Below are 1,383 nucleotides of genomic sequence, written 5' to 3'. Positions count from 1 at the left end.
CAAACAGAAAAAGCCCGCCCCCGTTTGGGGCGGGCTTTTTTGTTTCGACGGTTAGGTCTGAGACTATTCGACGAACGATCTCATCACCGCCTCCGATCACTCAACACTCATTGGTGTACGACATGGGTGCGTCGCGGGCTTGTCGAGATCAAACGAGAAAGGGCGCCGAATGGGCGCCCTTTCCATTTGATCATTCGCTTGCGCGAATTACTCGACGATCTTCGACACAACGCCGGCGCCGACGGTGCGGCCGCCTTCGCGGATGGCGAAACGCAGGCCGTTTTCCATCGCGATCGGTGCGATCAGCTCAACCTCGAACGACACGTTGTCGCCGGGCATAACCATCTCGGTGCCAGCTGCCAGGGTCACGGTGCCGGTCACGTCAGTTGTACGGAAGTAGAACTGCGGACGGTAGTTCGCGAAGAACGGCGTGTGACGGCCACCCTCTTCCTTGGTCAGGATATAGGCTTCGGCTTCGAACTTGGTGTGCGGTGTAACCGAACCCGGCTTACACAGAACCTGGCCACGCTCAACACCTTCACGGTCGATACCACGCAGCAGCGCGCCGATGTTGTCGCCCGCTTCGCCGCGATCCAGCAGCTTGCGGAACATTTCAACACCGGTACAGGTGGTTTTCTTGGTGTCGCGGATGCCGACGATTTCGATCTCGTCGCCAACATTGATCACGCCACGCTCAACACGACCGGTCACAACTGTACCACGGCCCGAGATCGAGAACACGTCTTCGACCGGCATCAGGAACGGCTGGTCAACAGCACGCTCAGGCGTCGGGATGTACTCGTCCACGGCAGCCATCAGCTTGCGGATCGATTCTTCGCCGATTTCCGGGTTGTTGCCTTCCATCGCGGCCAGTGCCGAACCGGCAATGATCGGAATGTCGTCGCCAGGGTAATCATACGAGCTCAGCAGCTCGCGGATTTCCATTTCAACCAGCTCCAGCAGCTCTTCGTCGTCAACCTGGTCAACTTTGTTCATGAACACGACCATGGTCGGGATGCCAACCTGGCGGCCCAGCAGAATGTGCTCGCGGGTCTGAGGCATCGGGCCGTCAGCCGCGTTCACAACCAGGATCGCGCCGTCCATTTGCGCCGCACCAGTGATCATGTTCTTGACGTAGTCGGCGTGGCCGGGGCAGTCAACGTGGGCGTAGTGACGCGCATCGGTCTCGTATTCCACGTGGGCCGTCGAGATGGTGATGCCACGTGCTTTTTCTTCAGGCGCGCCGTCAATCTGGTCATACGCTTTGAAGTCACCGAAATACTTGGTGATTGCTGCGGTCAGCGTCGTCTTGCCGTGGTCAACGTGGCCAATCGTGCCGATGTTGACGTGCGGCTTATTACGCTCAAACTTTTCCTTTGCCAT

At 58.4% G+C, this 1,383-nt stretch carries 1 protein-coding gene; it reads right to left on the bottom strand.

Going from position 1 to position 1,383, the window contains the following annotated elements:
• Positions 1-207: 207 nt before the first annotated feature.
• Positions 208-1,383 (bottom strand): elongation factor Tu (gene tuf, locus AC2FJV_RS20140; RefSeq protein ID WP_142640426.1); only part of this gene is annotated, 1,176 nt, incomplete at its 5' end.

It is taken from the genome of Ruegeria sp. CDSA241, assembly GCF_059611265.1.
This window is presented reverse-complemented; position numbering and strand designations above follow the sequence as displayed.